The organism is Lysinibacillus sp. EB271-A1-10B (genome assembly GCF_058791335.1).
Genome location: NZ_JBYTDL010000004.1, coordinates 23,135 through 45,757 on the forward strand (window position 1 = coordinate 23,135; position 22,623 = coordinate 45,757).

21 protein-coding genes and 1 pseudogene are annotated in these 22,623 nt (G+C 37.7%); 5 read left to right on the forward strand and 17 right to left on the reverse strand.

Going from position 1 to position 22,623, the window contains the following annotated elements; genetic code table 11:
• Positions 1–184: 184 nt before the first annotated feature.
• The 13 genes and pseudogenes from rbsK to AC3WSK_RS07470 all read right to left on the reverse strand — a co-directional run bounded on the left by rbsK (position 185) and on the right by AC3WSK_RS07470 (position 16,100).
• The gene (gene rbsK / locus AC3WSK_RS07410) at positions 185–1,066 is read right to left on the reverse strand and encodes a ribokinase (protein WP_492412253.1); all 882 of its coding nucleotides are present in this window, start codon (positions 1,064–1,066) and stop codon (positions 185–187) included.
• 299 nt (positions 1,067–1,365) lie between these two features.
• Entirely contained in the window at positions 1,366–2,544 is a 1,179-nt protein-coding gene (locus AC3WSK_RS07415; RefSeq protein ID WP_492412251.1) for an MFS transporter, read from the reverse strand.
• A 65-nt stretch (positions 2,545–2,609) separates the two neighbouring features.
• On the reverse strand, positions 2,610–3,869 hold the full coding sequence (locus tag AC3WSK_RS07420; RefSeq protein WP_492412249.1) for a helix-turn-helix domain-containing protein: 1,260 nt from the start codon (positions 3,867–3,869) through the stop codon (positions 2,610–2,612).
• A 243-nt stretch (positions 3,870–4,112) separates the two neighbouring features.
• Entirely contained in the window at positions 4,113–4,703 is a 591-nt protein-coding gene (gene leuD, locus AC3WSK_RS07425) for a 3-isopropylmalate dehydratase small subunit (RefSeq protein WP_492412247.1), read from the reverse strand.
• A gap of 30 nt (positions 4,704–4,733) precedes the next feature.
• On the reverse strand, positions 4,734–6,143 hold the full coding sequence (gene leuC, locus AC3WSK_RS07430) for a 3-isopropylmalate dehydratase large subunit (RefSeq protein WP_492412245.1): 1,410 nt from the start codon (positions 6,141–6,143) through the stop codon (positions 4,734–4,736).
• Positions 6,144–6,159: 16 nt separating this feature from the next.
• Positions 6,160–7,260 carry a 3-isopropylmalate dehydrogenase gene (leuB, locus tag AC3WSK_RS07435; RefSeq protein WP_079562073.1) on the reverse strand — a complete coding sequence of 367 codons (1,101 nt, stop codon included), beginning with the start codon at positions 7,258–7,260 and terminating at the stop codon, positions 6,160–6,162.
• A gap of 282 nt (positions 7,261–7,542) precedes the next feature.
• Positions 7,543–7,683, reverse strand: a pseudogene (locus AC3WSK_RS07440) (hydroxymethylglutaryl-CoA lyase-like TIM-barrel protein); the annotation flags it as partial.
• 31 nt (positions 7,684–7,714) lie between these two features.
• Positions 7,715–8,749: a ketol-acid reductoisomerase gene (ilvC, locus tag AC3WSK_RS07445; RefSeq protein WP_197144330.1), complete on the reverse strand. Its 1,035-nt coding sequence runs from the start codon at positions 8,747–8,749 to the stop codon at positions 7,715–7,717.
• Between the two features lie 97 nt (positions 8,750–8,846).
• On the reverse strand, positions 8,847–9,362 hold the full coding sequence (gene ilvN, locus AC3WSK_RS07450; protein WP_079562071.1) for an acetolactate synthase small subunit: 516 nt from the start codon (positions 9,360–9,362) through the stop codon (positions 8,847–8,849).
• The gene (gene ilvB, locus AC3WSK_RS07455; protein ID WP_492412242.1) at positions 9,359–11,125 is read right to left on the reverse strand and encodes a biosynthetic-type acetolactate synthase large subunit; all 1,767 of its coding nucleotides are present in this window, start codon (positions 11,123–11,125) and stop codon (positions 9,359–9,361) included. The genes ilvN and ilvB overlap by 4 nt, the downstream gene beginning before the upstream one ends.
• Positions 11,126–11,591: 466 nt before the next feature.
• Positions 11,592–13,262, reverse strand: a complete 1,671-nt coding sequence (gene ilvD, locus AC3WSK_RS07460; protein ID WP_079562069.1) for a dihydroxy-acid dehydratase — start codon at positions 13,260–13,262, stop codon at positions 11,592–11,594.
• Between the two features lie 352 nt (positions 13,263–13,614).
• Positions 13,615–14,937 carry a D-arabinono-1,4-lactone oxidase gene (locus AC3WSK_RS07465; protein ID WP_079562068.1) on the reverse strand — a complete coding sequence of 441 codons (1,323 nt, stop codon included), beginning with the start codon at positions 14,935–14,937 and terminating at the stop codon, positions 13,615–13,617.
• Positions 14,925–16,100, reverse strand: coding sequence for an amino acid deaminase/aldolase (locus tag AC3WSK_RS07470; RefSeq protein WP_079562067.1), 1,176 nt, complete (start codon positions 16,098–16,100; stop codon positions 14,925–14,927). Before AC3WSK_RS07470 ends, AC3WSK_RS07465 begins: the two co-directional genes overlap by 13 nt.
• Positions 16,101–16,535: 435 nt before the next feature.
• On the opposite strand from AC3WSK_RS07470, the gene AC3WSK_RS07475 reads away from it, so the two are divergent.
• Complete coding sequence (locus AC3WSK_RS07475) at positions 16,536–17,081, forward strand: cysteine hydrolase family protein (RefSeq protein ID WP_079562066.1); 546 nt, start codon at positions 16,536–16,538, stop codon at positions 17,079–17,081.
• Between the two features lie 216 nt (positions 17,082–17,297).
• The gene (locus AC3WSK_RS07480; protein ID WP_079562065.1) at positions 17,298–17,555 is read left to right on the forward strand and encodes a GlsB/YeaQ/YmgE family stress response membrane protein; all 258 of its coding nucleotides are present in this window, start codon (positions 17,298–17,300) and stop codon (positions 17,553–17,555) included.
• Between the two features lie 179 nt (positions 17,556–17,734).
• Here the strand turns inward: AC3WSK_RS07480 and AC3WSK_RS07485 are convergent, their stop codons facing one another.
• The gene (locus tag AC3WSK_RS07485; protein WP_079562064.1) at positions 17,735–18,433 is read right to left on the reverse strand and encodes a lytic transglycosylase domain-containing protein; all 699 of its coding nucleotides are present in this window, start codon (positions 18,431–18,433) and stop codon (positions 17,735–17,737) included.
• Between the two features lie 171 nt (positions 18,434–18,604).
• Between AC3WSK_RS07485 and mscL the strand changes: the two genes are divergently transcribed.
• Positions 18,605–18,994 (forward strand): large conductance mechanosensitive channel protein MscL, encoded by a 390-nt coding sequence (gene mscL / locus AC3WSK_RS07490; RefSeq protein ID WP_079562063.1) that lies wholly within the window; start codon positions 18,605–18,607, stop codon positions 18,992–18,994.
• A gap of 79 nt (positions 18,995–19,073) precedes the next feature.
• Here the strand turns inward: mscL and AC3WSK_RS07495 are convergent, their stop codons facing one another.
• Complete coding sequence (locus AC3WSK_RS07495; RefSeq protein ID WP_170938984.1) at positions 19,074–19,235, reverse strand: Rossmann-fold NAD(P)-binding domain-containing protein; 162 nt, start codon at positions 19,233–19,235, stop codon at positions 19,074–19,076.
• A 164-nt stretch (positions 19,236–19,399) separates the two neighbouring features.
• Positions 19,400–19,618, reverse strand: coding sequence for a Rossmann-fold NAD(P)-binding domain-containing protein (locus AC3WSK_RS07500; protein WP_492412237.1), 219 nt, complete (start codon positions 19,616–19,618; stop codon positions 19,400–19,402).
• 200 nt (positions 19,619–19,818) lie between these two features.
• On the opposite strand from AC3WSK_RS07500, the gene AC3WSK_RS07505 reads away from it, so the two are divergent.
• Together AC3WSK_RS07505 and AC3WSK_RS07510 are read left to right on the forward strand one after the other, a co-directional pair.
• Positions 19,819–20,934 (forward strand): methionine biosynthesis PLP-dependent protein, encoded by a 1,116-nt coding sequence (locus tag AC3WSK_RS07505; RefSeq protein WP_079562061.1) that lies wholly within the window; start codon positions 19,819–19,821, stop codon positions 20,932–20,934.
• Positions 20,935–20,936: 2 nt separating this feature from the next.
• The gene (locus tag AC3WSK_RS07510; protein ID WP_079562060.1) at positions 20,937–22,100 is read left to right on the forward strand and encodes an aminotransferase class I/II-fold pyridoxal phosphate-dependent enzyme; all 1,164 of its coding nucleotides are present in this window, start codon (positions 20,937–20,939) and stop codon (positions 22,098–22,100) included.
• 63 nt (positions 22,101–22,163) lie between these two features.
• Here AC3WSK_RS07510 and AC3WSK_RS07515 read toward each other — a convergent pair whose 3' ends face one another.
• Complete coding sequence (locus AC3WSK_RS07515) at positions 22,164–22,592, reverse strand: NUDIX hydrolase (protein ID WP_079562059.1); 429 nt, start codon at positions 22,590–22,592, stop codon at positions 22,164–22,166.
• Positions 22,593–22,623: the final 31 nt, after the last annotated feature.

The following is a 22,623-nucleotide window of genomic DNA, read 5'->3' on the forward strand; positions in this document are numbered from 1 at the left end:
ATTCCTTTATTAATACATAGTACTAAGAATTAATGATAAAAAAGGACAATATACTTAAATACAGCCGTCACAAATAGGTAAAAAATCTTATTCTATAAAACCTTCTATCGCAGATATTATTCCTCATTCAGACTAAAAGAAATAATAATTATAAGTATTTATTTGTAGTGAGTTGATCTTCTCTTTATTCTTCAACTCCAGCCATACGTGCATAAACTGCTCCAAGTGTTGGCATACCACCTTGTGCGCCGAATTTCTCCACTGATAACGAAGCAGCAATATTTGCAAAATACACTGCCTGATCTAATGATTGCCCTTCAACTAAAGCATAAGCGAGTGCACCGTTAAACGTATCACCTGCTCCTGTTGTATCTACCGCTCTCGTCATATAACCCGGAATATGAATAGGATATTCACCATCAAAATAGCGTGCGCCATCACTACCTAGCGTCATAATCATTTTATTAGGATATTTTTCTAAAACCTGCTCTATATTATCTCCAAAAATTTCGGCACACTCCGTTTCATTCGGTGTGATATAAGTAATATCCTCCATCCATTGCACATCAAAATTTGTGGCTGGTGCTGGATTTAATAAAACAGGTACATTTGCTTCTTTACAAAGTTGTATTGCATACGCGGTCGTTTCCCTTGGAATTTCTAGCTGCATAATGACCATCTGACTTTTTTGTATGACTTCTTTCGCTGCCTCTATATGTGCAGGCTTTAATTCATAATTAGCGCCAGGCACTACAATGATACGGTTATCATTATTATAGAGTAAAATATTAGCAATCCCAGTAGGTGCCGATACACTTGTAATAGCTTCAGTTTGAACATGCTCTTGTTGTAAAACAGTGCGCAATGTTTCACCAAAACTATCGGAGCCCACACAGCCGATCATTGTGACTTCACTTCCAAGACGTGCTGCAGCTATTGCCTGATTAGCCCCTTTTCCCCCTGGAATCGTTTGAAAATCTTTACCGAGGATCGTTTCTCCCTGCTTTGGAAAAATCCCCATTTGTACAACTAAATCCATATTTATGCTACCGATAACTGTAATCATTTTTATACCCTGCCTTCCATCTTATTTTTTCATTTTAACTGAGAAATCCGTAGAATGACAGGGCATACCATTAGGAAATTATGGAGTACTAATCTTCTTATAGATGTTCACCAATTGAGCACAAGCTTCAATTTAAAGTTTTCCCAATAAACCTTTCCTTGACTCCAATTCAATTTTTCTATCACAATCTTCACAAGAAAATTTGCCTTCCATATTTTGTTTATACAGTCTATATTTCTTTGATCCTTCTACAACCTCAAATGTTTTCTTACAAAAAATACAACGCAGCGAATAGCTAATCATACTATTTCCTCCTTTAAGCCGATATAGTTTTTTTGAGAATATAGAACAAAATATAATGAAATCGAAAATAAAATACTAATAATACCGAAAATAATTGCAGTCATTTGAAGCGTAAATAATTCTGCAAACAGTCCTAATAATAAGGTTAAGGAGATATGCAAAATATTTTGAAATATATTCGCAAAACTACCGAATCTACCCATTATTTCAGGCGGTACATTTTGCTGATAAAATGTTTCATAACCAGAATTACTAAATGCCATAAAAAATCCTAGAAAAACTAAACTTACAAATGCCAAAATACTTGATGTCGAGGCATAAAAGGCAGTGTAAAATAGCATTGTCAGAAACAAACCAAAAGCTATATATGATCGAGTGGACCATTTTTTGGCGAAGCTTGCGGCAACTATCCCACCGAAAACCGCTCCTGCTCCTGCACTACTCACAAAGGCCCCATATAAGCTATCAGATAAAGCTAAATCTTGCTTGATAAATGTGGCTTCTTGAGAATCTAACGCAAATGCAATCATTAATGCACTTTGAAAGAGTAAATATATCGTTATAAATAATAAATTTTGTCGAATGAAAGCTAGTACAGCTAGATAGTCACTTTTTAATAGTTGCCACGTAATACGTTGCCGTGAAATTTCCTTCAAATCATCTACATCTGGTAAAAAGGAGATGATCAAAGCACAAACCAAAAATGTAAAGCTATTGAGCCAAATCGTCACTGTTGTATTAAAAAGAATGATGAGGAGCCCTGCTAGTGCTGGACCTATTAAAAACGAGCCTGAATTGAACGTGCCAAGTATTGCGTGAAAACGTTGTCTATCTTTCGAAGGAACAAACTTTGTAATATAATATGTACTACTAGGTCCAAAGAAACTACTTGCTATATTCGCAATAAATAACAGCGTATAGATGAGCCAAATAGATTCCAGAAACGGCATACAAAAAACAATCAAGCCTCTGATAATATCCGTTGTAATCATCAACTTGCGTTTATTCATACGATCAATGAAAGAACCAGCTACCAAACTTGTTAAAACTCTTGCAATTGGTCCGACAATAAAGATTCCAGCCATCGCTGCCGGCGATTGTGTTAAATGCCAGACAAATAAATTGATCGCTACAAGATAAATCCAGTCCCCTAATTTAGAAAAACCTAAGCCCACAATTAACAAGCTGTATTTTCGAATGAGTTTTATGCTATTCCCCCCCTTATGTTAACTACTCATTATTACTCGAACCTTTTCACTTGCCATAAATGCCTTTCATAACAATTACTTGCTTGTTTATATGCAAGAAGAGTTCTATAAAGTTCAGCAAATAATGGTGCATAAAACAAAATTAAAGAATAATATTTTTGTTGTTCAAAATAACATAATGTTTTTTCTTCTAATGCTTTTAATGACAATTGTTCAATTTTCTCGTTAGAAATAAAACTAAGTACTTCAAATTGATATTTTTCATGCCTCTTTTGAAAAGATAAATCTTTAAAACATTCAATCATTTGCTTCATCTTTTCAAGGTTATTATGACGATATAAAGTTCGAATATAATTTACAACAGTAAGTGACTGACATTCAAAAATTAAAGATTTTTCATAATTCTCGATGGCTTGTTCAAATAATTCCTGGCATTCGTAGCAATAACCTAAATTATTATAAATAGAACTCATTTGATTTGGTGTTTGTAAATCTACAACATGTTCAACTAAATCTAAACTAGCTTCATATTCTTTAATTGCTTTTTCAAATTGATATAGTGAATTTAAAATAACTGCATTCATTAAATATAAATTCAATTGAAATAATGGTGCGTAATAATGTGTAAATACATTACTCGCAGCTTCAATATAATTAAGTGCTTCCTGATTTTGATATTCTCGGTTATAAGCAAACGCTAAATTATATAAACAATAGGCATGCTCGAAGCTTTTTCCATTTTTATAATATTGCTCGACATCAAACTGTTGATTCATGTTAATTAGTTCTGCATATAGTTCAGTTTTTAAATAATAATTACCGATTGTTAAAATATACATTTGCGTGATGCGATTGGATTCCCAATCAATAAACGGCATAATTTTTTCTAAAAGCTTTTCGGCTTCCATCATCTTGTTGTCAAAAAGGAAATAACGACAAAGTACAATTGCATATTTTAGTTGTATTTCATCTATATACTCAGTTTTTGGATATGCAATTATCTTCTCATATTCTTTTGAAGTTAATGGTCGATGAAGAATGATTTTCTCCCAAATCAGCTCCAACTGTTCATTTATCTGTTCTTGGTTTTCGGTATGTTGATGTAAATCAATATTTAATCGTTGTAGTAACAATTCATAAATTGCTTTATCAGCAACCACTAGACCATTTTCAATACGACTCAAATACGAAGATGTACATATACCTATTGCCAGATCATCTTGTTTAATCTGCTGTTTTTTTCGTTGATGTTTAATTAACTGCCCTATATTTCTAAAAAAGCTATCATTCATTTCCCCCACCTCTAATTTTATTTTATCAAAATATTGCATCAATTTATTGTGTAATTTTACTAAAAATAAACATTCGAATATTTAATATTTGAAACATATACACAAGAATATCGGTACTGGAGGGGAAGTGATATTTTCTTGGCCTCTTAATGTTTGTCCTTCGAATCATAATTCCTTTTCTCAGCATAAAAAAAACTGAAGACAACTAGTATGTCTTCAGTCTAAAACTCATCGCTACATCAATTAAAAAGCAATACGTTTTGCTTCATAAGCAGCGATTTGTTCTTCGTATTTAAAGGTAAGAGCAATCTCATCCCAACCATTCAGCAATGTTTTCTTATAGTAAGGATCGATGTTAAATTTATAAACTACACCATCTTCACCCGTTACTGTTTGTGCTTCCAGATTGACTTCCATCGTGTATGGTTTTTCTAAGCCTTTTGTTAAAATTTCATCACACTCTGCTTCAGTTAATTTGATTGGTAATATCCCATTTTTGAAGCAGTTATTATGGAAAATATCTGCGAATGATGGTGCAATCACTACATTGAAGCCGTAATCTAAGATTGCCCACGGTGCATGTTCACGAGAAGAACCACAGCCGAAGTTATCTTGTGCTACTAAAATCTTAGAGTTTTTGAATTCAGGTTTGTTTAACACAAAGTCTTTTATTTCATTACCCTCTGCGTCGAAGCGCCAATGGTAAAATAAATACTGTCCAAACCCTGTACGCTCAATACGCTTTAAAAACTCTTTCGAAATAATTTGGTCTGTATCTACATTTTTACGATCAAGTGGTGTTATCACACTTTTTACGATATTAATTGGTTCCATTTGCAATCATCCCTTCCGTGTAAATGGAATTTACACAGTTTCCTTTACGAATTCACGAACATCCACGAAATGACCAGCAATTGCTGCCGCTGCTGCCATTGGCGGTGAAACTAAGTGTGTACGAGAACCCGCTCCCTGGCGTCCTTCAAAGTTGCGGTTTGATGTTGATGCACATCGTTCACCAGCTGGTACTACATCATCATTCATCGCCAGACACATAGAGCAACCTGTCTCACGCCATTCAAATCCAGCATCTGTAAAGACTTTATCTAATCCTTCTGCTTCTGCTTGTTGTTTCGTCGAATAGGAGCCAGGTACAACAATCGCTGTTACATTTTCATGTACCTTACGTCCTTTGATGACATCTGCTGCTGCACGTAAATCACTAATGCGTGAATTTGTGCAGGAACCGATAAATACGTGTTGAATATCGATTGATGTTAATGGTTGACCTTCCTCTAAGCCCATATAAGAAAGTGCTTTTCGAAGAGCAGCTTTATCTGATTCATCCTCATAATCTGTTTGTGTTGGAACATGACTTGACACACCTGAACCCATTGACGGATTCGTTCCCCAAGTAATGATTGGCTCTATGTCTTCTGCTTGAATGATTCGAACTGTATCATATGTCGCATCTTCATCGGATGCTAAGCTTAACCAATAATTTGCCGCTTCCTCAAACTTTTCTCCTTGAGGTGCATGTTTACGTCCACGGATATAATCAACAGTCGTTTCGTCAGGAGAAATTAACCCTACCTTTGCACCCGCCTCAATCGACATATTACAAATTGTCATCCGTTCTTCCATAGAAAGATTGTGGATAGCCTCTCCAGTGAATTCCACAATATGTCCTGTGCCTACACCGATACCGAATTTAGAAATAATCGCTAGAATAATATCTTTTGCAGCTACACCTACTGGAAGCTCACCTTCAACACGAATTTCCATTGTTTTTGGCTTGTTTTGCCATAGGGTTTGTGTTGACAATACATGCTCTACCTCAGATGTACCAATACCGAAGGCAATCGCTCCGAACGCTCCATGTGTAGACGTATGAGAGTCCCCACAAACAATCGTTTTGCCAGGTTGAGTTAAACCTAGCTCAGGTCCAATTACGTGAACAATACCTTGGTCAGGGTGCCCCATTCCCGCAAGCTCGACGCCAAATTCTTCAGCGTTTTTAGCTAACGTCTCAATTTGATTACGTGCAATTGGATCATGAATCGTCGGTAGATTTTTTGTAGGCACGTTATGATCCATTGTCGCAAAGCTTAAATCTGTACGACGCACTTGACGTCCGTTCAAACGTAAACCTTCAAAAGCTTGCGGAGAAGTGACTTCATGAATTAAATGGAGATCTATATATAACAGGTCCGGTTTGCCCTCTTCCTGATAAACGACGTGTTTATCCCAAATCTTTTCAATTATATTTTTTCCCATTATCTTCACTCATTTCTTAAATGTATGTTGTCATAATGCTTTCTGAAACAAAGCTTGTATCTATTTCGTTAATTACTTTATCTGTCCATTCATTTGTCGACATTATACGAGCGCCGTCACGTGCAAGATCTGCAGTGAAATAACCATCATCAAATACTGCACTTACAGCACGTTCAATTTCTGCTGCTTCTTCTTTTAAGCCAAATGAATATTGTAGCATCATAGCAACTGAAAGAATTGTTGCTGCTGGGTTAGCGACACCTTGACCTGCAATTTCTGGTGCTGAGCCATGTACTGGTTCATATAGACCAAAATTATCTCCGCGAATGGACGCAGAAGGTAGTACGCCTAAAGAGCCTGTAATAACAGATGCTTCATCACTTAAAATATCTCCAAACATATTTTCAGTAACTACCACATCATATTGACTAGGATTTGTAATTAATTTCATAGCAACTGAGTCAACTAAATTATGCTCTACATGCACATCTGGATAATCCTTTTTCTTCGCTTCTACTACTTCGCGCCATAAACGACTTGTTTCAAGTACATTTGCTTTATCAACAGAGCATAATTTGCCTCCACGTAAACGTGCTAATTCAAAGGCATTTTCAACGATACGCTCAACTTCTGCAGTTGAGTAAACCGTTGTATCAATCGCGCCATTTTCAGTACGCATACGTGGTTCCCCGAAGTATACGCCGCCTGTTAATTCACGTACAATTATTAAATCGACATTTTCAGCTACTTCACGCTTTAATGGGGAAGCATCTAGTAAACTCGGGAACGCCTTTACTGGACGAAGATTTGCGAATAAGTCAAAATGTTTGCGAATACGTAGCAAACCTTTTTCTGGACGTAATTCAGGTGGGTTGTTATCCCATTTCGGACCACCTACCGCTCCAAGTAAAACTGCATCACTGTTTTCGCACATCTCAATTGTTTCATCTGGTAGTGGATTATTGTGTTGGTCGATGGCAGCGCCTCCGATTGTTGCATAACCTAAATGGAATGTATGGTTGAATCGCTTACCAATCACCTGTAATACACGTACAGCAGAAGCAACAACCTCTGGCCCAATTCCGTCACCAGGAAGTACTGTAATTTTTTTCTCCATCGTCAAAACACCTTTCTTTGTATAGCGTTGACTACGCTATTTTAGTAAGACTCCCACCTATTTTAATAGGTGAGGTCATCAATATTACGACTACACGTTATTGGCATAATTGCGTTTGAAATGTGCATTATGCTGATTCCATACACTACCATCAAAACCTGCGATATTTACACAGAAGCTTGAAGATCGATTAACTTACAGGCTGTGCACGAAGGCTTTGTATCAAATGACGGTTAATGGCATTTAAAAAAGCTTTTGCCGATTGCTTCCCAAATTTGTGCCGATATCTTTTTGTACACAGCAGGCTAATCCTGGTACGGTAGAGTTTTTCACTGTTCCTGCAATACGATGTACCGCATCAAAGTCACCGGGTGACGAAGCAGGAAAACCTGCTTCAATAATTGTCACTCCTAGGTGCTTCAGTTACTTGGCTATTTGTGTTGTATCGAAAATATTAATTTTTCGCACTTGTAGCCACTTCTCTCACAACTTTTTCTTTACCTTCATTGATGAATGGCATCATAGCACGTAGTTTAGCCCCAACTTCTTCGATTTGGTGATTTGCACCAGCTTCTTTGAATTTTGTATAGTCTGGACGACCGTTTTCGTTTTCTTGAATCCAGCGACGAGCGAATGTACCATCTTGGATATCCGTTAAAACATCTTTCATACGAGCTTTTACGGAGTCGTCGATAATACGTGGTCCTGCAACATAGTCACCCCACTCAGCTGTATCTGATACTGAGTAACGCATTGTTGCCATACCACCTTCAAACATTAGGTCAACAATTAATTTTAGTTCGTGAAGTGTTTCAAAGTAAGCTAACTCTGGTTGGTAGCCTGCCTCTACTAATGTTTCAAAACCTGCTCTTACTAATTGTGTAGCACCACCGCAAAGTACTGCTTGCTCACCGAATAAATCAGTTTCAGTTTCTTCTTTGAATGATGTTTCAAGTAAACCGCCACGAGCTGCACCGATTCCTTTACCGTAAGCTAGAGCTAAATCTTTTGCTTGACCAGTTGCATCTTGATGGATTGCGAATAAGCCTGGTACACCAGCACCTTCTTGGAACTGACGACGAACTAAGTGTCCCGGACCTTTCGGTGCAACTAAGAATACGTCCACATCTGCTGGTGGTGTAATTTGACCGAAGTGAATGTTGAAGCCATGTGCAAACATAAGTGCTTTACCTGCTTCAAGATGTGGAGCGATTTCAGCCTCATATACGGCTTTTTGACGCTCATCCGGAAGTAAAATTTGGATAACATCTGCTTCTTGCGCTGCTTCAGCAACAGTCTTTACATCTACTCCATCCGCTTTTGCTGCATCGAAAGATCCGCCTGGACGAACTCCTACTACTACATCGAATCCTGATTCTTTAAGATTTAAGGCATGTGCATGACCTTGTGAACCGTAACCGATGATTGCGATTTTCTTCCCTTTTAATACTTCCTCGTTGATGTTTTGATCATAATACATAGTAGCCATTGTTGTTTCCTCCTAATTTTTGTTTTGTTTTTTTAAACTTCGGATGCCAGTAAACCACTAAGGGCTATGTATCCAAAGCTTTCATTTTATATGCAAACTATTTTAAAATAGAGAGCTGCGAATTTGAGATTTTTTGTGTTTCACGAACAGATGCAGTAGCCCCTGTACGCGTTAATTCTTTAATACCATAAGGTCGAATAAGTTCAATAAAAGCATCAATCTTATCTGGATCTCCTACAACTTGATAGGTGACAACATTTTTCGCTGTATCAATAATTTGTGGACGGAATGGTTCAACAATTGAATTCATTTCCAGTCGTAAATTTGGTGGTGAAATTACCTTTACAAGCGCTAACTCACGTAGCACGATTGATTTATCTGTTATGTCATTGACCTTTAACACATCAATTTGCTTTGATAATTGCTTCACTAGCTGTTCAATTTTACGCTCATCCTCTACGTTTACAACAAAGGTCATTTTCGAAAAGTTTGGCTGTTCAGTATGACCAACTGTGATTGATTCAATATTGAATTGACGCTTCATAAGTAAACCTGTTACACGGTTTAAAACACCGCTTTGGTTAATCACTGTTACTGTAATTACTCGTTTCAATTCTTTTTCACCCCAATCATTTCATGTAAGCCTTTGCCTGGTGCTACCATTGGGTATACACATTGAAGTTGTTTTACACGACAATCAATTAACGCCGGCTCATCAGAAAGTAGTGCCTCGCGGAAAATACTTTCAGCTTCATCTATTGTGTTAATTCGATAGCCCTTCAAATTATATGCATCAGCTAATTTAACAAAATCTGGTTGAATCGGCATAAGTGAAGATGAATAGCGCTCCTCATAAAATGTTTCTTGCCATTGGCGAACCATTCCTAAACAGCTGTTATTTATAATCACAATTTTTACCGGTAAGTTGAATTCTTGCAGGATAGAAAGCTCTTGCGCAGTCATTTGGAATCCTGCATCACCTACAATGGAAACAACTTTTTTGTCTGGCTTCGCAAACTGGGCGCCAATTGCAGCTGGGAAGCCGAAGCCCATCGTACCAAGTCCACCAGACGTTACCCATCCATGATCATTGTTTAATCGATAATATTGTGCAGCCCACATTTGATGCTGACCAACATCTGTCGTGACAATTGCATCACCTTCAGTAATTTTATGCACAAGCTCTAATGCTTCCTGCGGTAATACTTCTTTGTCCCCCGGCTCCTTGCTGTACCATAATGGATATTCCTTTGTATGATTATTTAAGAATGTTAACCATTCTGCTGTATCCGGACCATCGAAGTCTTTTTTCAATAATGCTTTTAAAGCTTCTTTAGCATCTGCAACGATTGGAATGTCTGTCGGCACGTTTTTTCCAATTTCCGCTGGATCAATATCGATGTGTATGATTGTCGCATTTGGAGCAAATGTCGCCAAATTACCAGTTAAACGGTCATCAAAGCGAGCTCCGATATTCAACAATAAGTCTGATTTTGTAATAGCTGTATTCGCTGTTACAGTTCCATGCATTCCTGCCATACCGATGAATAATTCATGCTCTCCATGGATTGAACCAAGTCCCAGTAAAGTGTTTGCTACTGGAATTTCGTATTTTTCAGCGAATGCTGTTAACTCTTCTTTGGCATCTGCAAAAAGAACACCAGCTCCAGCTAAAATAACTGGTTTTTTGGCCAATGAAATCGCCTGTTTAGCCTTTTGAATTTGTAAATAATTTGGTTTGTACGTTGGCTGATAACCTGGTAAATATATTTCTTCCGGAGCCTGTGGTGGTGTCTCTACATCAAATAGCATTTGAGATACGTTTTTCGGAAAATCAACTACAACAGGACCCTTTCGACCAGTACTTGCAATATGGAATGCCTCTTTAACAATACGCGGGATATCATTAACATCCTGCACCTGATAATTGTGCTTCGTAATCGGTGTCGTAATCCCCATAATATCCGCTTCTTGGAAAGCATCTGTACCAATTACAGCCGTTGAAACTTGACCTGTGAAAACAACTAATGGAATAGAATCAATCATCGCATCGGCAATACCAGTTACTAAGTTCGTTGCCCCTGGTCCACTAGTTGCAATAACAACACCAGGTTTATTGGAAACTCGTGCATAACCTTCCGCAGCATGAATTGCACCTTGTTCATGTCTAGTTAAAATATGACGAATCGGATTTTTATAAATGGCATCATAAATTGGTAGTACCGCTCCACCTGGGTAACCAAAAATAATTTCAACACCTTGCTCATGGAGTGCCTGAACTAATACGTCGGCACCATCTTTCGCTTGATAGGTTTGTTCAGCTTTTGCTGATGTTGCTAATTCTTCTTTTTCATTGATAGAAACATTCGTACTCATCAAATATGCCTCCTTCTTATCATTCAATTTCACATCAGTAATGCGCATCATTGAAGTGTTACTAGCTGGTTCTCTCCTTGAAAAGAGATGACAGACTCTTTCAAACGTCGTTTAAAAAAATAAAAAGCCCTTTTCTCCACACGCAAAGAACTACCTTGCGTAGGGATGAAAAAGACTTTCCATGGTACCACCCTTTTTTATAGCAAATAATTGCTACCTCGCGAATAAATGTAACTATTTATGCACCCATGCGAAATCACTCGCATCCAAGACGATGTCATAAATCATTTATTCATTAATAACGAGCACTTTCGATTATGCCCGGAGCTATCTAATTGCGTACACGCGTTTAATAGCTCACTCCGAGGGGATGTCGGATCTAGTTGTATCGCCGGCTTCCAGCACGACCGGCTCTCTGGTAAATACAAGGCTCTAGAACCTTTAACCTCATCAACGTTTTAACTTTTTAAATTTTCATAACGCCACCTGTAGAGGCGCTTGTTACTAATTTTGAATATCTTGCTAGCCAACCACGCTTAATTTTCGGCTCAAATACCGGTAATTTTGCACGGCGCTCCGCTAATACTTCATCTGAAACTTCTAAATTGATCGTACGATTTGGTAGATCAATTGTGATCACATCGCCATTCTCTACTAAAGCGATAGGACCGCCTTCTGCTGCCTCTGGTGAAATATGTCCGATTGAAATACCGCGAGATGCACCAGAGAAGCGTCCATCCGTAATTAACGCAACCTTTGTACCAAGACCGCGACCTTGAATTGCAGAGGTTGGTGCTAGCATTTCAGGCATCCCAGGGCCACCTTTTGGTCCTTCGTAGCGAATGACGACTACATGACCCTCTTTTACAGTTCCGTTATCAATATTTTCCTGTGCAGCATCTTGTGAATCAAAGATGATTGCTTCACCTTTGAATACTTTGATAGAAGGGTCTACAGCTCCTACTTTAATAACTGAACCGTCTGGCGCGATATTACCAAATAAAACCGATAAACCACCAACTGGGCTATAAGGATTATCTTTCGTACGAATTACTTCATCATTTGTAATATGATAATCCTTTACAAGTTCGCCCATTGTCACTCCTGCAACTGTTGGTCGATCTGGGTGAATAGCACCTGGAATAGATACTAATTCATTAATAATGGCACTAACGCCACCCGCTTTATTTATATCATCCATTGAAATATCTGAAGCAGGCATAATTTTCGCTAGATACGGAACACGCTCTGCTACTTTATTAATATCTTCAATGTTATAATCGATTTCAGCTTCATTGGCGATTGCTAATGTATGGAGGACTGTATTTGTCGAACCACCCATCGCCATATCAAGTGCAAATGCATCATCAATTGCTTCTTTAGTAATAATGTCTCGAGGCTTGATGTCCTCTTTGATCATATGGACTAATTGTTTAGCAGCTTCTTTAATAAGCTTATGGCGCTCATCAGAAGTAGCTAGGATTGTTCCATTACCAGGTAAAGCTACTCCTAGCATTTCCATTAAGCAGTTCATAGAGTTTGCAGTAAACATTCCTGAACATGAACCACATGTTGGGCATGCATTGTTTTCAATATCTAACAGCTCTTCAGATGACATTTTGCCTGATTTAAGAGCTCCTACACCTTCAAAAACTGAAGTTAATGAAAGTTGCTTGCCAGTAGCAGAAGTACCTGCCTCCATTGGACCACCAGATACGAAAATTGATGGTACGTTAGTACGAACTGCTGCCATTAACATCCCCGGTGTGATTTTGTCACAGTTAGGAATATAAAATACGCCATCAAACCAGTGTGCATTAATAACTGTTTCAGCAGAGTCTGCGATAATTTCACGGCTTGGTAACGAGTAACGCATACCAATGTGCCCCATTGCAATACCATCATCTACACCGATTGTGTTAAATTCGAATGGAATTCCACCCGCTTCAATAATGGCCTCTTTGACAACATCAGCAAATGTACGTAAATGAACGTGACCTGGTATAATGTCGATATAAGAATTACAAACCCCGATAAATGGCTTGCCTAAATCTTTCGCTTTTACTTTGCCTGTTGCATATAAAAGACTTCGATGTGGCGCACGATCTACGCCTACTTTAATCATGTCACTTCTCATTTTAAACGCCCCTCATTTATTGCTATGTTCGTTGCTATATACGAAATGTTCTGTCTATTTTATTTTTGCGTATATGTTAATCGCCTAAGGCAACTAATTGATGTAACGAACTTGTTAAATTGTTGTTATCATAGTACGAAAAAAAGGTCTCGTCAACAGTATTTTTTGAATTATCTAAACAATTTAAATAATACACAAAATTTGAAATCGTTTTCATGCTGACTAATTGTCGTTTTTATCTCGCTTCCGTGAATATTTTGACATTTCGTTCAAATTTTAATTTTTTTAATAATCTTTTAACACTTTTGCTTAATCTATCAAAAGAGATGAACTGCAATTAAAGAAATAGCGCTTATAATGTAAATAATTTTCTTAAGTACCCTGTCAAAAACACATTATCAGGATCACATTGACTTCGAATGGCTAAAAATTTTTCAACATCCGGGTATAGCTCGTATACATAATTAGCAGCTAAATGATTTAGTTTGCCCCAATGTGGTCGCCCCTTATATTTCTTCATCATCGTATGGACCCATTCAAAATAAGGCCCTTCCTGCATTCCTTTATACATATGAAAGGCAATAAACGCTGATTCTTGACCTTGGGTAGGACTTAAAAAACCTGCTTCACCTGCTGTTGTACGACATTCTAACGGAAAATGCACATTAAAAATTCCACTTTTAAAAGTTGCATGGATCTCCTCCATACATGACTCAAATTGCATTAATGGAATAGCATATTCACTTTCTTGAAACTTTACGCTACGTGGAGACGGATAAATTTCATAGCTTATCCCCATTTTCTCCCCTTCTACAACATTTGCTGCAGCTAACTTACTCATAGCACCACTAAACGATGGTTTCCATTTACAAAGTTCTGACATAGCAAAAAAAGCACCGTTCTCTACTATTTGAAGTTTCAATGTTTCAATTCTTTTACTCCATTCACTCTGATAAACAGGCTCTATAGCGTTCATACGCTTTACTTGAATTGTTTCACTACTAGGGAAATAAAACCACTCAACATGTCGATGCAGTCGAATATCTTCAGCAAATTTCGCCAGCCCATTTGCTAAAGTATCTCTTGTGCTTACATAATGTAAACTGTAAAGAGGGATTACTTTGATCGTCACTTTCACAAGCACACCAAGCATCCCTAATGAAACATGTAAAGCTTCAGATAAATCATCCATTCCTCTCATATGTTCCCTATAAGTACCTGTACCATCTACAAAACCCCACTTTATTACAGCTGAGGATAACGAGCCGAGTGTTACACCAGTTCCATGGGTCCCTGTTGACACTGCTCCTGCAATCGTTTGCTCTTGAATATCGCCCATATTTATTAGAGCAAAGCCATGCTTCGCAAGTAATGGGCCTATTTCATATAAATATGTTCCGGCCCAAAGAGTCGCTTCTTGTTTCTCCTCATTCACCGCTATAAGCCCACGCATATTATGTAAAGACAATGCTATATGCTCAGGCATCGCAACAGCACTAAAGGAGTGAGCTGCACCTGTGACACGAATCGTTTTTCCAAATTCACGTGCATGCCCCACGATATTTGTAACCTCTTCAATCGATCGTGGTAAGTACATCTCAGATGGATAAGAGATTACATTACCTGCCCAGTTTGTCCACTTCTCACCATTTTTCCACTTATCTATAGAAAACACTGTCCATCCCCCCTATAGGTTGTATAAGCTCCTACATACTTGTCTCCTCTAACTCCATGTAGTTCTTGAAATCTTTCGCAAAGTTCTCCAGCCTTCGCGTGCCGGAAATAAAGCGTGTCCCCTACATGAACATTTTTATGTTTTACCTTAACGGGTGTCTGAACTTCTCCTGCGCCTTCTAGGTTAAGATATGAAAAAAAGGTTGGGTCATAGAATACCGGTAAGCGATCAGCACTAATTGCCCCTGACGCCGTATAGCCTCCGCCGTGACAAACAACAATATTTTTTTCTGGCTTTCTTGTGACACTTAAAGCAAATCCAGCTGCCTTTTCCAGCTGTAAATGCGAAAATTGATCGAATAAAGCAGGTGCATAAAATGCAGAGCCAACCGTAATTTCTGTTACCTCCTTTTGTTGTGCTGTGTATGCCATACTTCCTGAACCGCCACCATTTACTAAGTGCAAGCTTGGAAAATATGCTTTTATATGTGCAATGGCTAATCTACGAAACTGAGTAACTTGCTTTTTAGCTTGCAATTGCATAGCTTCAATAAATTTTCCTTTCACAGCATTAGCTGGACGATTACCAACTCCTGCAATTTGAGCCTCGTAGCCCATCGCTCCAACTACTTCAATAAAAGCTTGATTTTTAATATATTCGAGGAATGGTGTTAGTGTCTCAAGTGAATGGAGCGAAGAGCGTTTTGTACCAAAATAAAGCATCTTAAAATCAGTGGATACATTAATATCAATACATACTCGCACACGAACGCCAAGCTCTCGCCCTAGTTCCGCCAAAAATCGGACATGTTCCCATCTATCGACCATAAAAGTGACAGTTTTTTCTGCTTTTACGAAGTGCAATAACTGACGTACAGCAGCCTCTTCCATCACCGGATATCCGAGCAGTAAATCATCAAAATGCTGTTGAAGTAAAAATATTGTTTCTGACGCAGTAAATGTCATAAATCCCTTCACATTGGGGAGATTATTTTGTATATAGCGTAATATCTCGATAGAACGAATCGATTTCGTAGCAATACGTATATTTTTCTGTCCACAGGAGTCATGAACAGTCGCTATATTGTGATCCAGTGCATCAAAGTCCAACCAAGCAAAAGGGCGCTCTAGCTCATGGAACGCTCGATCAAATCTAATGGTCATCCTACCCCTCCTTTGTTTGTATTTTGTCTTTGACATTTACCGTAGAAATTCCATTTAATTCTATGCAAATTCTATGAGAACAAATAAAAAACAACCGTGGACATGTAATAAAATATGCCTTCACGGTTGTTTTAATAATGGACAAGCATTTAACTCACCTTTCTATTTTTTAAGAGATTACGAGGAGAATATAAAATCCGCTGCTAAATTTAATAACACTAGCAGATGCAAGCCTGCAATAAGAAATCCTTGGCGATTTAAACGTTTCATAGCTGTCATATTCATATAGACCACTCTCCTTTTTTCACATTATACGCTCAGAAAAATCAATTTTCAAACTATTCGTAATATTAAATTTGATTCATTTTTCTGACAAACAGGCCCAAATATGGCATGATAATAAGTGAAATTATACCTATAAGGAGTGTGAAAAGGTTGAAAAAGGCTTTATTAGTAATTGATTATACGTATGATTTTGTCGCTTCTGATGGAAAACTAACATGTGGAGAGCCCGGTCAAGCATTAGATCAAAAAATTTCTTCTTTAATTCAACAATTTATTGCTGAAAAAGAATTTGTTGTTTTTGCGAATGATTTACATGAGGAAGATGACCCATTCCACCCTGAAACCAAACTCTTTCCTCCTCATAATATTCGTGGCTCTAAAGGACGCCATTTATACGGGCAAGTTGGTGAACTGTATAACCTTCACAAAGATAAAGTGATGTGGCTCGATAAAACGCGTTATAGCGCATTTGCCGGAACCAATTTATCGATTTTATTGAATGAGCGAGGGATTAAAGAAATTCATTTAGTTGGTGTTTGTACTGATATTTGTATTTTACACACTGCGGTTGATGCTTATAATTTGGGCATTTCAACGATCATTTATGCAGATGGTGTTGCAAGTTTTGATGCTGCAGGTCATGAATGGGCATTGCGTCATTTTGAATATACATTAGGTACAACTGTTATTAAGTAATCCATTTCGCGTTAGCGTAATTGTAGTTTCTTCGCTACAGAAAACACTTACAAATGTTTTTTGCACAAAAATGAGGTATCAGCATAAGCTAAATAGAGATAAAACCTTCTTGTGAATTTGTAATAATTACTAAAGAAGCGAGGCGCGTTTAATATACTCCATTCAGGGCATAACTAAGCAATCGCCATTATATCTTAGTTTAAGGAGATGAAAAAAATGATTAGCTTCATTTGGTATTTAATCATCGGCGGAGTTTTAGGTTGGTTAGCTGGCGTAATTTTAGGTAAAGATGTACCTGGCGGCATTATTGGAAATATTGTTGCAGGGGTTGTCGGTTCGTGGATCGGTAGTATGGTTCTTGGCAACTGGGGTTGGCGAGTTAGTAATTTTTACGTATTCCCAGCATTAATTGGTGCTGTCGTGCTGATCTTCATCGTAAGCCTTATTTTAAAAGGTATGCGTAAAGCAACCTAAATATGTAATAAAGAGCCATCATTTTTGATGGCTCTTTACTTGTTGTAAAAAAACATTTCGGAGGTAAATGTTGTGGTTGATTGGAGTGGAGACTGCACGACTCCTTGGGGATCAGCAATAGAGGAACGGAAATCAACCATTCATTTTGCCGAAAGAATAAAGCCATTATATACGAGCAGTTACTTTTCTTTATATAGGACTACTTCTTTAAGCTCATCATGATAATCATTATACAAATTGAAATAATGTAACACCTTATCAACATATTCCTCACTGTGATTGTATGTATAGACCGCCTGCTGAATATGACCATCTGCTGCACCATTTTTCGATAAATAATTCGCGGCACTAAATATAGCGTCCTCAATATCATAAGGATCTGCTATACCATCTCCATTTGCATCTACTCCGTATCCACCATATTTTTGAATGATTTCTGGATTCATTAATTCAGACTTCGAAATATCCCCTTTCCCTAACCCCGAGCAGGATGAATGTTTCCAGCCGACAAATGTACAAGGCATAAATTGCAAATGCCCTTCTGCACCAGCTGATGAAACGAGCGATTTCATAGTAGAGAAGCGTGTTTCAATTCTATGATGGGCGGCCAGCAACGTCCAAGGCACACCGTATTTCTCTTCCGCTGCTACATAGATGGGAATATATTTCTCAGGAATGTTCAGATCGAAATTTTGTTGAATTTCTTCTAGTTCTTTTTGCTTTGCTAATTTTTCAAATATAGTTAATGTTTGTAGCTCCTTCCATGCAAAAAAGGCGAAAACACAAACAGTTATCGCAATTGGTATTAGTAAAGCTATCATGCCTAATTGAACGGAAGGCGATAGCTTCGGTTGTTTTTTCTTCTTTTTATTCGCCATATGTCACACCTAATCTCTCTAATACTATTTCTATTTTACCAAAATTACCGTTATATGTAGTAGATTTTTCCGAATATATTTACCACTATTTTAGTAGTTGAAAAGATAGGGAAAAATATAGTAAAATATAATTCGATTAATTTTATGGATAATTATAGGGAGGAATTTGTTTTGTGGAAAGACTTTAAAGAGTTTGCTATGAAAGGCAATATTGTCGATCTAGCAGTGGCAGTAGTAATCGGTGGTGCTTTCGGTAAAATTGTTACCTCCTTAGTTGAAAATATCATTATGCCATTAGTCGGTATCTTAACTGGTGGTATTGATTTAACAAAAAGCTTTAAGTATGGTTCAGGTGAAGCTCAAATTCAGTTAGGCGTATTTTTACAGTCGATTCTTGACTTTTTAATTATCGCCTTTGCAATTTTCATGGCATTACGAATTATGACCAAACTATCTCGCAAAAAAGAAGAGGCTGTTGTGGAAGAGCCAGCACCAGAATTAGATTCTAAAGAAGAGCTTCTAAAAGAAATTCGAGATTTATTAAAAAAAGAACAAGCTTAAACCATATTCAAAAAAATCTGCCCATTACCACGGATAAGCCGAGGTAATGGGCAGATTCTTTTTTATTGAAGAGATTTATTTATGGACGCAAACTCCATGGTTCAAATACGCCCACATGTTTTTCCGGTATTTCTTGTTTTATTGCATCAATAATTCCTTTTGCAATTTCACTATTTGTTAGCCATCTTGAAGAGTTGTTCTTTTCTATGACAAATCCAAGTTTCACTTCTCGATAAACCATGGTAAATAACTTTTTATACCGTCATTTTTTATGAAAGAGCTACTGCCTTTTATATGGTATAAAATCTTATTTTTTGTAGTAGGAATTGCTTCTAAAAGTGACTCCCACACTCTTTTATCAGAGCCATGAATCCAAGCAATAATACAATCAAAAGATCCATTATTTTACTGAGACTCTGTTAAGAAGGCCAATTTAAAGCGATTGTAATTCGTATAATCAACTAATATGGCTGACAATTTCGAACCATTTTTATTTTCATCTATCAAATTTTGCATTTTCTTTTGTTGTCTCCCGATAACGGTTACATGATTACCTTGCTGTATAAGCCATAAAGAAACATCCTTTAGCATTCCTGTCCCACCTATCACTAACCATTTTTTCATTTTATTTTCCTCCCTCACTTATCTCCTACTATTCCTAGATGATTAAATTTAAATAATCTCTCTAATTTTCTGAAATCATCTTGTTCTTCTTTAGTATACATGTTAAATTGGTAACTATTATTGAGAATATTGGGACAAGAAGTTCTAATCTTTTAGATATTTTGACTCCCCATTATTATGATGAAGAAAAGAGTGACGACATGACAAACAGCAGAAGTATTGAAACAAAACTTGTACAACTTGGCAATTTAAGTGATCCGTTAACAGGTGCTGTTAACCCACCAATCCATTTATCGACAGCTTACAAACATACAGGTATCGGTGAATCCACTGGTTTTGATTACACACGAACAAAAAATCCAACTCGTGCCCTATTAGAAGCCGGAATTGCGGATTTAGAGGGCGGAGATATGGGCTTTGCCTGTAGCTCTGGTATGGCGGCGATTCAATTAGTTTTATCATTGTTTAAGCCTGGTGATGAATTAGTGGTGCCTGATGATTTATATGGTGGTACATATCGACTTTTTAATTTCTTTGAAGAAACATATAATATTAAGCCTGTCTACTCAAAATTCGAATCGGTTGAACAGGTAGAAGCATTAATCACCGACAATACGCGTGCCCTATTTATTGAAACGCCGACAAATCCGCTTATGCAGGAATTTGATTTGCAATTATATGCGGAATTAGCTCACAAGCATGGGGCATGGTTAATTGTCGATAACACGTTCTATACACCTTATTTCCAACGTCCAATCGAATTAGGTGCAGACATTGTCATTCATTCAGCAACTAAATATATTGGCGGTCATAATGATGTGTTAGCTGGTTTAGTTGTCGCTAAGGGCGCTGAATTAGCAGAACGCATTGGCTTTATTCACAATGGTAGCGGTATGGTATTAGGTCCGATGGATTCCTGGTTACTTATTCGTGGATTAAAAACATTGCATCTTCGATTAAAGCAACACGATGCAAACGCAAAAGCAATTGCTGCCTATTTAGAAGAAGAAGAGCTTGTAACAGACGTGCTCTACACAGGAAAAGGTGGTATGCTTTCATTCCGTTTGAAAAAGGCCGAGTGGATAGATCCATTCCTTCGAAACTTGAAATTAATTACATTCGCTGAAAGTCTTGGTGGTGTTGAAAGTTTTATTACATATCCTGCTACTCAAACACATGCGGATATGCCTTATGAAGAGCGCATTGAACGTGGTGTTTGTGACCGATTACTCCGCTTCTCTATTGGCGTTGAAGAAGCTGAAGATTTAATTGCGGATTTAAAACAAGTATTCGATACCCTTAGAAAAGAGGCTTAATGATGAAACAGCATATTGAAACAAGCTTAATTCACGCAGGTGTTCGTGACGGTTATGAAAATAAAAAAGGTGCAGTCAATGTACCTATGTATTTATCATCTACTTTCCATCAGGAGCGTATCGATGAATTCGGCGAATATGATTATGCACGTTCTGGCAACCCTACGCGGGATGCATTAGAAAAAGCAGTAGCAGAGCTTGAAGGTGGGGTCAGAGCTCATGCATATTCTTCTGGAATTGCCGCAGTATCTGCAGCATTAATGCTATTATCACAGGGTGATCATATAGTCATTACAGAGGATGTTTATGGAGGAACATACCGCTTCGTCTCAAAAGTCTTACCACGCTTCGGTATTTCACATACTTTCGTCGACTTCACAGATTTAGCGGCGATAGAAGCAGCCATTACACCAGCTACAAAGCTACTCTATATGGAAACACCGTCGAATCCAACACTTGGCATCACAGATATTCGTGGAGTAGTAACACTTGCCAAGCAGCATAACTGCTTAACGTTTTTAGACAATACCTTTATGACACCTTTACACCAACGTCCACTTGAACTAGGTGTTGACGTTGTTATTCATAGTGCTACAAAGTTTTTATCTGGGCATTCCGATATTATTGCAGGATTAACAGTCACTGCTGATGAAAAGATCGGTCAGGATCTTTACTTTATCCAAAATTCATTCGGCAATATATTAGGTGTACAGGACTGCTTTACTTTATTGCAAAACATGAAAACAACAGATGTGCGTTTTAGTCGATCTACTCAATCGGCACAAAAGATTGCGGAGTTTTTAGACACAAATGCACTCGTCGAGCAAGTATACTACCCTGGGCTTGCATCACATCCTGGTTATGAAATTCATCAAAATCAGTCAACTAGTACAGGTGCAGTATTATCCTTCCGCCTACCAAACTATGAAGCCGCAAAAGTACTTGTAGAAGCGATGAAAATTCCAGTGTTCGCTGTCTCTCTAGGTGGCGTAGAATCGATTTTATCCTACCCTGCTAAAATGAGTCATGCAGCAATGGAGCCTGAGGAACGTGCAAAACGTGGTATTACTGATGGTTTATTACGTTTCTCAGTAGGGCTTGAGCATGTTGACGATCTGATTGCAGATTTCGCTCAAGCATTAGAGGTTGCCGCAAAGACAATATAATAGAACAAACGCGTTTCCTAAATTCGGAAACGCGTTTTATTTATTATGGACCTTCTAGATGATTCAATTGTTCACACGAGCTAGTACTCGATATAAATAATCTCCATGTCCCTTTGCTAGTGTTACTTCTTGTTCATCTGATATCCAGTAAAATGAAAATTCTAAGTCTGCCTCGTTTACACCTGTCGGACAATGCCTCCATGAATCTCTTTTTTCATTTGCCGTTAAATGATAAAAATAGCGCTTTTGTAATACCCCTGAATGATGATTAAAATAATCTTGGGCAATTAACCCCTTCACTACTAAATAGTTTAACCCCGTCTCCTCAAACATCTCCCGTGTTACTGCTTCTAGCGGTGTTTCCCCTTCCTCTACCGTGCCTTTCGGAATTTGAATCCCTGCTCCTGCTATATTTTGCTCAAATACTAGCACTTGTAACTGACCCTCATGCTCTCTCGTAATATAGCCAAATGCTTTTTCAATAACTTGCATGAAGTCATCCCCCTTCTCGTGATTTACGTTA

Coding starts and splice junctions, on each gene's coding strand:
- rbsK (WP_492412253.1), bottom strand. CDS start 1,066: ATGATTACAGTTATCGGTAGCATAAATATGGATTTAGTTGTACAAATG.
- AC3WSK_RS07420 (WP_492412249.1), bottom strand. CDS start 3,869: ATGAATGATAGCTTTTTTAGAAATATAGGGCAGTTAATTAAACATCAA.
- leuD (WP_492412247.1), bottom strand. CDS start 4,703: ATGGAACCAATTAATATCGTAAAAAGTGTGATAACACCACTTGATCGT.
- leuC (WP_492412245.1), bottom strand. CDS start 6,143: ATGGGAAAAAATATAATTGAAAAGATTTGGGATAAACACGTCGTTTAT.
- leuB (WP_079562073.1), bottom strand. CDS start 7,260: ATGGAGAAAAAAATTACAGTACTTCCTGGTGACGGAATTGGGCCAGAG.
- ilvC (WP_197144330.1), bottom strand. CDS start 8,749: ATGGCTACTATGTATTATGATCAAAACATCAACGAGGAAGTATTAAAA.
- ilvB (WP_492412242.1), bottom strand. CDS start 11,125: ATGAGTACGAATGTTTCTATCAATGAAAAAGAAGAATTAGCAACATCA.
- ilvD (WP_079562069.1), bottom strand. CDS start 13,262: ATGAGAAGTGACATGATTAAAGTAGGCGTAGATCGTGCGCCACATCGA.
- AC3WSK_RS07470 (WP_079562067.1), bottom strand. CDS start 16,100: ATGACCATTAGATTTGATCGAGCGTTCCATGAGCTAGAGCGCCCTTTT.
- AC3WSK_RS07480 (WP_079562065.1), top strand. CDS start 17,298: ATGATTAGCTTCATTTGGTATTTAATCATCGGCGGAGTTTTAGGTTGG.
- AC3WSK_RS07485 (WP_079562064.1), bottom strand. CDS start 18,433: ATGGCGAATAAAAAGAAGAAAAAACAACCGAAGCTATCGCCTTCCGTT.
- AC3WSK_RS07495 (WP_170938984.1), bottom strand. CDS start 19,235: ATGGTTTATCGAGAAGTGAAACTTGGATTTGTCATAGAAAAGAACAAC.
- AC3WSK_RS07500 (WP_492412237.1), bottom strand. CDS start 19,618: ATGAAAAAATGGTTAGTGATAGGTGGGACAGGAATGCTAAAGGATGTT.
- AC3WSK_RS07505 (WP_079562061.1), top strand. CDS start 19,819: ATGACAAACAGCAGAAGTATTGAAACAAAACTTGTACAACTTGGCAAT.
- AC3WSK_RS07510 (WP_079562060.1), top strand. CDS start 20,937: ATGAAACAGCATATTGAAACAAGCTTAATTCACGCAGGTGTTCGTGAC.
- AC3WSK_RS07515 (WP_079562059.1), bottom strand. CDS start 22,592: ATGCAAGTTATTGAAAAAGCATTTGGCTATATTACGAGAGAGCATGAG.